General features: G+C 34.7%; 8 protein-coding genes and 1 tRNA gene. 3 read left to right on the forward strand and 6 right to left on the reverse strand.

The genetic code is table 11. The annotated features are described in order from the left end of the window. The first annotated feature begins 146 nt into the window (after positions 1–146). Entirely contained in the window at positions 147–512 is a 366-nt protein-coding gene (locus tag ACIQ2S_RS09290; RefSeq protein WP_396175265.1) for an MmcQ/YjbR family DNA-binding protein, read from the forward strand. A 90-nt stretch (positions 513–602) separates the two neighbouring features. Here the strand turns inward: ACIQ2S_RS09290 and ACIQ2S_RS09295 are convergent, their stop codons facing one another. Both ACIQ2S_RS09295 and ACIQ2S_RS09300 read right to left on the reverse strand, forming a co-directional pair. Next, a complete protein-coding gene (locus tag ACIQ2S_RS09295; protein ID WP_396175267.1) occupies positions 603–1,703 on the reverse strand; it encodes a DUF4407 domain-containing protein in 1,101 nt (366 codons plus the stop codon). Between the two features lie 455 nt (positions 1,704–2,158). After that, on the reverse strand, positions 2,159–3,547 hold the full coding sequence (locus tag ACIQ2S_RS09300; RefSeq protein ID WP_396175269.1) for a dipeptidase: 1,389 nt from the start codon (positions 3,545–3,547) through the stop codon (positions 2,159–2,161). 244 nt (positions 3,548–3,791) lie between these two features. On the opposite strand from ACIQ2S_RS09300, the gene ACIQ2S_RS09305 reads away from it, so the two are divergent. Then, positions 3,792–3,873 (forward strand) — tRNA-Leu (locus tag ACIQ2S_RS09305). Positions 3,874–4,049: 176 nt separating this feature from the next. Here the strand turns inward: ACIQ2S_RS09305 and ACIQ2S_RS09310 are convergent. Then, positions 4,050–4,646, reverse strand: coding sequence for a mobile mystery protein B (locus ACIQ2S_RS09310; protein WP_396175271.1), 597 nt, complete (start codon positions 4,644–4,646; stop codon positions 4,050–4,052). After that, positions 4,637–5,101 (reverse strand): mobile mystery protein A, encoded by a 465-nt coding sequence (locus ACIQ2S_RS09315; protein WP_396175273.1) that lies wholly within the window; start codon positions 5,099–5,101, stop codon positions 4,637–4,639. Before ACIQ2S_RS09315 ends, ACIQ2S_RS09310 begins: the two co-directional genes overlap by 10 nt. Before the next feature lie 199 nt (positions 5,102–5,300). On the opposite strand from ACIQ2S_RS09315, the gene ACIQ2S_RS09320 reads away from it, so the two are divergent. Then, complete coding sequence (locus ACIQ2S_RS09320) at positions 5,301–5,537, forward strand: hypothetical protein (RefSeq protein ID WP_396175275.1); 237 nt, start codon at positions 5,301–5,303, stop codon at positions 5,535–5,537. A gap of 147 nt (positions 5,538–5,684) precedes the next feature. Here ACIQ2S_RS09320 and ACIQ2S_RS09325 read toward each other — a convergent pair whose 3' ends face one another. After that, positions 5,685–6,344: a hypothetical protein gene (locus tag ACIQ2S_RS09325; RefSeq protein ID WP_396175277.1), complete on the reverse strand. Its 660-nt coding sequence runs from the start codon at positions 6,342–6,344 to the stop codon at positions 5,685–5,687. Positions 6,345–6,656: 312 nt separating this feature from the next. Continuing rightward, entirely contained in the window at positions 6,657–7,310 is a 654-nt protein-coding gene (locus tag ACIQ2S_RS09330) for a hypothetical protein (RefSeq protein ID WP_396175279.1), read from the reverse strand. Between the last annotated feature and the right edge of the window lie 153 nt (positions 7,311–7,463).

Consider the following 7,463-nt stretch of genomic DNA (forward strand, 5'->3'; position numbering starts at 1 on the left):
TTGTTTTCTTGTAATTGATGGTTTTTTATTTCCTATTGAAAAATTAAATGAAATTTATTTTAGTGAAAAAATTATTAAAGAAATAAGTTTTTTGAAACATGCAACTTATGATAAATCTGTTCTTATGATAAGCACATACTGATTAAATGAATATTCAAGATTTATATGACTTTTGCTTAATCAAAAAAGGCGTCACCGAACATTTCCCTTTCGATGAAGACACTTTAGTTTTTAAAGTGGGTGGAAAAATGTTCTGTTTGACTTCTTTAAAAGATTGGGAAAACGGAACACCTTCGTTAAACTTAAAATGTGACCCAGAAAAAGCATTGGAACTACGTGCCGAATATGATGCGATAACGGTCGGCTATCACATGAGTAAAATTCATTGGAACACGATTGCTTTTCACAGCGATGTGGATGATAAAATGATGCGGGAACTCATTAACCATTCGTATGAATTGGTTTTTAGAAGTTTGACGAAGAAAGTGCAAAGTGAAGTTTTAGATTCCTAACCGCAAAGTTCGCAAAGGATTACGCAAAGAACGCTAAAAACACCTTTGTGAACATAGCTAAACCTTCGCGTACTCTGCGGTTAAATAAGATTAAAGCGATTTCTTCTGTTTTTCCACAAATCCATCCGCTTGCAATTCTAACAATTCGATGGCTCGTTTTTTCTTGTAATCGTATAAAGCTTTATCTTCACGAATATCAGCATACACTTTATCGTAAATGGAAGCATCGGTTTGCTTTTGCAAATCGCTTTGGTATTTGTTTTGAGCTAATACGTTTTTGACTGCCCATTCGCCATCTTCTTGTTTGAAATCATATTCACCTTTGGGCGATAATAATTTTGCAATAATTGGAGATGTTTCGATTGCCAAGAAAAGCAACATGATGAAAAAAGACGGAAGCCAAGGCAATTTATCCAACGCATTGATGCGAGCCATCAAACCATCAAAACCATCGATGATGGGTTGTGTTTCGGCTACTTTTTTATCTAAATTGGTTTGAAGAAGTTTTCCTTTTTCCTCCAAGTCAGCAATTTTGGTTTGATTGGTTGCCTTCAAAGCAGCTAATTCTTGTAAAGCTGCATCGTGTTTTTCACGTTTTTCTTTATAAACCGGACCCTTGCCCAATTTTTTGGTACCGGCCGTTCCTTCGGCTTCGGTGATGAAAACGGCATATAGATCGTTAACTTCTTTTTCTTTTTTAAGGATGTCTGACTTTAAACTGTCAATTTGAGCTTTGTTTTGATTGACGTCGGTTTGGAAATAATTGGTCACTTGCTTTTTATTAGTCATTGCCATTTCGTTTTTCTCTTTCAACAAAACGGTATTGATTTCTTTTTCAAAAATTTTAATTTCCAACGGTTTTGAAATGACAATGGCGATAATAATTGCCAACACAATTCGAGGAGAAGCTTGAATGAACTCATCCAGAGAACTGTCTCTTTTTTTGATGGTGGAAACAATAAATCGGTCGAGGTTGAAAACAAGTAAACCCCAAACCAATCCGAAAAACACAGCGGTATAAACGTTATCGAAAACCGTGTAAAGAGCATAACTACCGGCAATAAAGGCCATAACGGCTGTAAAGAAAACGGTGGCACCAATTCCGGCATATTTGTTTTGTTCGCCGTTGGAACAACTTTCGATAATCTCTTTGTCGGAACCCGAACAAAGAAGGAAGAATTTTTTGAGCATGATGATTGATGATTTAAGTTACTGAAACAAGTTCAGTATAAATGATTGATGATTGATTAGTAGAGATTTAACGCTAAATGTTTCAAATTGTTGTAATTTGTTTCAAGTTTCAAGTTTCAAGTTTCAAGTTTCAGGTTTCAGGTTTCAGGTTTCAAGTTTCAAGTTTCAGGTTTCAAGTTTAAAGTTTCAGGTTTAAAGAAATTAGTTGATTGCACCATTTGCACCCGGGATAGTAGCGGAAAGCCCGCAGGACGGGGTTGAGCTTTTTTGCGGGTTGGGCCGGCGACCAGCGGAAGCCGAGACCAAACCGACAAAAAACCAACCCACGGACGAGGACTTGCAGCGGATAGCCCGAATTGGGGCCATAAAAAAACCGTTTACTCACGCATGAATAAACGGATTTTTAGGGATAACCTTTGTCAAAGTTTGGAACTTTGAGAGAGGTTTAGCGGAAGTTATTTCGATAACTCCACAAAATATTTATAAAACAACGGAATGGTTTCAATTCCTTTCAGGTAATTAAAAATTCCGAAGTGCTCATTAGGCGAATGAATCGCATCGCTATCAAGACCAAATCCCATTAATATTGTCTTGGATTTTAGTTCTTTTTCGAATAAAGCTACAATTGGAATACTTCCTCCGGAGCGAACCGGAATGGCAGGCACACCAAACGTTTCGGAATAGGCTTTATTAGCCGCTTGATATCCAATACTGTCGATTGGCGTTACGTAACCTTGACCGCCATGATGTGGCGTCACTTTAACCTTTACCGATTTTGGAGCGATGCTTTCGAAGTGATTTTTGAACAATTCGGTGATTTCTACCCAGTCTTGATTGGGTACTAATCGCATGGAAATCTTGGCAAATGCTTTACCGGCAATAACCGTTTTGGCACCTTCGCCGATATAACCTCCCCAGATTCCGTTGACATCTAACGTTGGTCGGATGGAGTTGCGTTCATTGGTTACATAACCGGCTTCGCCATGAATATCAGCAATGTCTAATGCCTTTTTATAATTCTCTAATGAAAACGGTGCTTTCGCCATTTCTGCTCTTTCAGCAGTGGTTAATTCTTCTACTTTGTCGTAAAACCCTGCAATAGTGATGTGATTATTTTCGTCGTGCAACGAAGCAATCATTTTAGCTAAAATATTTATAGGATTGGCTACTGCTCCACCATATAACCCTGAATGCAAATCACGGTTAGGTCCCGTAACTTCCACTTCTACATAACTTAGTCCGCGAAGACCTGTTGTAATCGATGGTTGTTGGTTGGAAATCATTCCCGTATCGGAAATTAAAATCACATCGTTTGCCAATTTTTCTTGGTTTCTTTCGACGAACCAACTTAAACTTTTAGAGCCGACTTCCTCCTCGCCTTCAATCATGAATTTGACGTTACAAGGCAAACAATTGTTGGCTATCATGTATTCAAACGCTTTTACATGCATGTACATCTGACCTTTGTCGTCGCAAGACCCGCGGGCAAAAATGGCTCCTTCCGGGTGAATTTCGGTAGTTTTAATTACCGGTTCAAACGGTGGCGATGTCCATAAATCCAATGGATCCGGTGGTTGCACATCATAATGTCCGTACACCAAAACCGTTGGTAAATTCTTGTCGATAATTTTTTCGCCGTAAACGATTGGGTATCCGGGTGTTTCGCATAATTCTACGAAGTCACAACCGGCTTTTTCCAGACTTGCTTTCACTGCATGAGCGGTGTCAATCACATCCTGTGAGTAGGCACTATCTGCACTTACAGAAGGAATCTTAAGTAAATCAATCAGTTCATTGATGAATCGTTCTTTATTTAGTTGAACGTAGTTTTTTATGTTGTCCATTGTAAATTGTATAAGAAAATCAAAGATACAAATTTCAAATTCCAAAAAGGAAATTCCAAATACCAAAAAAGGAAAATTCCACTATAGAAATTCCAAATCCCAAATTTCAAATTCCAAAACTTCCAGATTGATGCAATGATCAAACCGCATCTTTTTTTTGGAATTTGGAATTTCTGATTTGGAATTTAAAAAAAAGGACTATATTTGCACCCACGTATTGAAACAGCTGCTGTTTTATTCACCCGCGGGTATGGTGAAATTGGTAGACACGCCAGACTTAGGATCTGGTGCCGCAAGGTGTGTAGGTTCGAGTCCTATTACCCGCACTTTTTAAAATTATAAAACCCTTAAAATCAATGTTTTAAGGGTTTTTTGTTTTTCATATATTCCTCAAATACTTCCCTTTTTTTAATTTAGCAATAATAAAAGTATTTTTGATGCCATTGGAAATACGATTAACTGTCAATTCAAGAGAGTTTATGATTATTCAGAGTCCTTTGGGTTAGGACTTCGCAAAGGCAATTAAAGATTCAAGATCATGTTTATCAGCCTCTCTTAACGCCTTTATATAGTTGCCTCTTGCCTCTGTGGGCTTTACTAGATTAGCACTTCCCCACGTAAAAATAGTTCTATTGAATAATTTTTCCATTATCAGATCTGCCATCAATCGAGAATGCCTACCATTTCCGTTAGCAAAACAATGAATGCTCACTAAACGATGTTTGAATCGAATAGCCAATTCTTCAGGTTCATAGGTTTTATTGTTAATCCAGAAAAGAGCATCATCCAACAGCTGTTTCAATTCAATAGCTATAAGATAACTCTTGATGCCTATGTTCTTTTCAGTAGTTCTAAAAGATCCTGCCCATTTCCATACTTCACTATACATTTTTTTGTGTAGATCTCTGATAAATTTCTCTGTAAACAATTGCTCTGCTTTTAGTTTTTTACCAAGCGTCCATTGAATCGCTTTCTCGATATTGAGCTGTTCAAATTCGTCCAACTCCTCACGAGTGGTTATTGACGAAATAAGCAATCCCTCATTCTCCGGCTCATCTAGCGGTGTTTGACCTTCTATGTATTCAATCGTTAATCCCATAGATACTTAGGCATTTCACGTTTGATTTCACTAGTTTTTTGTGCAATTGCCTGTTCAATTCGTTCCTTCGAATTTTGCTGGTCTTCCAATGTCATGGTATTGTTCGTCCGCATTACAATTTCGATTGCTAACTGCTTTGCTCGTTTTTCAATCATACTTTCTAACGAATCATGTTTAGAAACAAATCCATACACAAATTGCATATCCAAGGCATTGGCAACTTCACGCAATCTATTTAACGTAATTGTTCCATTGGCTTCTCGTTCTTCAATTTCTTTAACACTTTGAGGTGAAATCGACAACCGATTACCTAATTGACGCAATGACATTTTTAACGCTATGCGAAATGCATTGACCCATCCTTTAGACGGCACAATAGCTATGCTCATAGCTTTAAAAGGAGTTATTTTTTTATCGGTTTGCTGTAAAAGCAAATATTGTTTGTTATTTTTCATAAGGCTATAACCTGATAATTACAAAACAAAATTAAGGTTATAACCTTAAATAACCAAATTTATTTTAAGGGTATTGCCTTATAAGTATCTAGTTGCAATTGTGCTTTTGTAATTTGATAAATAAAAAAGACAATAAAAATATTTTTTAATATCTTTGTTTTAAAGAAAATGCAACAATTAGCACTTAAAAATAGTGAACATGGAAACTCTATCTATCGAATTACTAACCCGAAAACTTAAAAATGCTCCTCAAAGTGTGCTAGATCGTGTTATTGGCTATGTTGATGCACTTTTAGAACCTACAACAAATACTAAACCTTACAGTTTAACCAAAGAACAACAACAAATTTTAGACAGCCAACTTAATTCTGATAAATCTACTTATATTGATGCTGAAACACTTTATACGAACATAAAAAATAAGCATGAATTATAAGCTTATTGTTTCTCCCATTGCTTGATAACAACAACAAAACCAGATCTTTTTGAAGTGGTTAGGTTCTATATTGCTGCGAAGTCAGAGACATTCAGAGCTCAGTGCTACTTTTTGAAAGTAGACTTCGGGGAGCTGGGGAGCCAGGGATCACTTTTTTAAATTTCTTTTTTTTATTGTGATATATTTTTCAGTTGGTATATCAAACAACTCGTTATCTGGTAATTTCTTTTCAATTTTGGAATTAAAAAGTGAATCATAAACTACAATATTACCATCACTTAAAATTGTATATGAATTACCAAAATCATCATATAATTTTTTTTCATGAACTACACCCTTTTTTAATAGTCCTGATAAATAATATTTATATAATATGGGATATTTTCTGTGTGAGACACCGTGTCTACTAAAATAATCATAATACTCATAATTATAATCCTTTTCAAATTGAGATTTTCTTACTGTTTCAATTGTCCAATAATTTAAACCTCCTTTGAAAAAAAATGTAAATGAAAAATAAATAAAAAGAAGTAGAATTGGTATGATAAGAAAAATCTTCAACTTATGTATTTTACAATAAAAAAACACCACCGTAAAAAATAAAAATAAAGCTATAAAAAGTAAAATTTGACTAAAAATCAATTTCTCAAAGGCATAAGTAAAACCAAATATTATTGGTAAGGCTAAAGTGAAAATAGGAATGGAAACAATAAAAATTACTCTAAAATATTTATTATCAATTAAATATGAAAAAATTAAACTTAACAATAATAATAAGAGAATTAAATCGGCACTTAAAATAGTCATAATAGATTATTTATTTTTTTGGTATTAACTTGATTCTTGTAATCTTTATTTCATATGCATGTTCAGGTTTTAAAGAATCAACGTTTATCTCCCTGCTTCCTCACGAACCTATTCATCTGTCATTACAATAAAAAAATCTACCGGTAAAATTTATAGTTCTTATTAATGTTGTTCTTCTTATTCAAAAATACTAAAAACTTTTGTTGTAAACCAGAACCACATGATAAGGATTCGGGAGTAGAAATATTTCTTATAAAAAAAACCATCAAATTCCTCTGATGGTTCAATTATAAACTAAAAACAGAGCTACTTTTAATAATCCATTCTTGAAAATCCAAGATTCTCAATACTTCCTTCCATTCTTTTGTATCCTTCTAAAAAAGGATTTACAGTCACTGAATACGTTAAATCATAAATTAATTCATAGCTGCCGGAAGTTACCGTATATTCACAAATTAAATCGCCTTGCGGATTAAAACTCCAAGTTCCTGTTCCGGTTTGTCCCGCATCGGTAATGGTTAGCGTTCCATTCACATTAAAATTAATAACTAAATTGGAAGCGGTTACTGTTGTTGAAGAAGGATCCGAATTATACCCTCCGGTAAATTCTCCTCCAAATTGATGCAAAAACAACACGCTGGTTACTGCAAATCCGGCTGAATTTGTGGCTGTTACTGAAATGATATTTTCACCCAAAGGCAAATCTTCATTCCATGTTAACATGCCGGTAGTTTCATTGATCGATACTCCTTGATAGTTGCTATTTAAAGTAAAATTTCCTTCTTCATTCCCCCAATTGATATTTGCAACTTCAAGATTTCCAGTGGTATAAAAAGGAATAGGTAAATCTCCCAAATAATAAAAATCAGAGGGTGCAACAACCGTATTGTCGTCGATATCATCTGTACATGAATTCAAGAAAAAAATTCCGAATACGATTAAGAAAATGGATTGGGTTGCTTTCATAGTAGGTTGTTTTAAATTAGTAGATTAATTGACTAAACGAATATATGCATTTATAGTTCTGCAGGCTAGTCAAAATTCTATCAAATAATATGCCTCAATATATTTCAAATAATAAAATGGAAGAAAATTATAAGGAAACCCCTTTAAAAAGCT

Source organism: Flavobacterium sp., assembly GCF_044371705.1.
Taxonomy (GTDB): Bacteria; Bacteroidota; Bacteroidia; order Flavobacteriales; family Flavobacteriaceae; genus Flavobacterium.

Coding starts and splice junctions, on each gene's coding strand:
- ACIQ2S_RS09325 (WP_396175277.1), bottom strand. CDS start 6,344: ATGACTATTTTAAGTGCCGATTTAATTCTCTTATTATTATTGTTAAGT.
- ACIQ2S_RS09320 (WP_396175275.1), top strand. CDS start 5,301: ATGGAAACTCTATCTATCGAATTACTAACCCGAAAACTTAAAAATGCT.
- ACIQ2S_RS09295 (WP_396175267.1), bottom strand. CDS start 1,703: ATGCTCAAAAAATTCTTCCTTCTTTGTTCGGGTTCCGACAAAGAGATT.
- ACIQ2S_RS09290 (WP_396175265.1), top strand. CDS start 147: ATGAATATTCAAGATTTATATGACTTTTGCTTAATCAAAAAAGGCGTC.
- ACIQ2S_RS09330 (WP_396175279.1), bottom strand. CDS start 7,310: ATGAAAGCAACCCAATCCATTTTCTTAATCGTATTCGGAATTTTTTTC.
- ACIQ2S_RS09300 (WP_396175269.1), bottom strand. CDS start 3,547: ATGGACAACATAAAAAACTACGTTCAACTAAATAAAGAACGATTCATC.
- ACIQ2S_RS09310 (WP_396175271.1), bottom strand. CDS start 4,646: ATGGGATTAACGATTGAATACATAGAAGGTCAAACACCGCTAGATGAG.
- ACIQ2S_RS09315 (WP_396175273.1), bottom strand. CDS start 5,101: ATGAAAAATAACAAACAATATTTGCTTTTACAGCAAACCGATAAAAAA.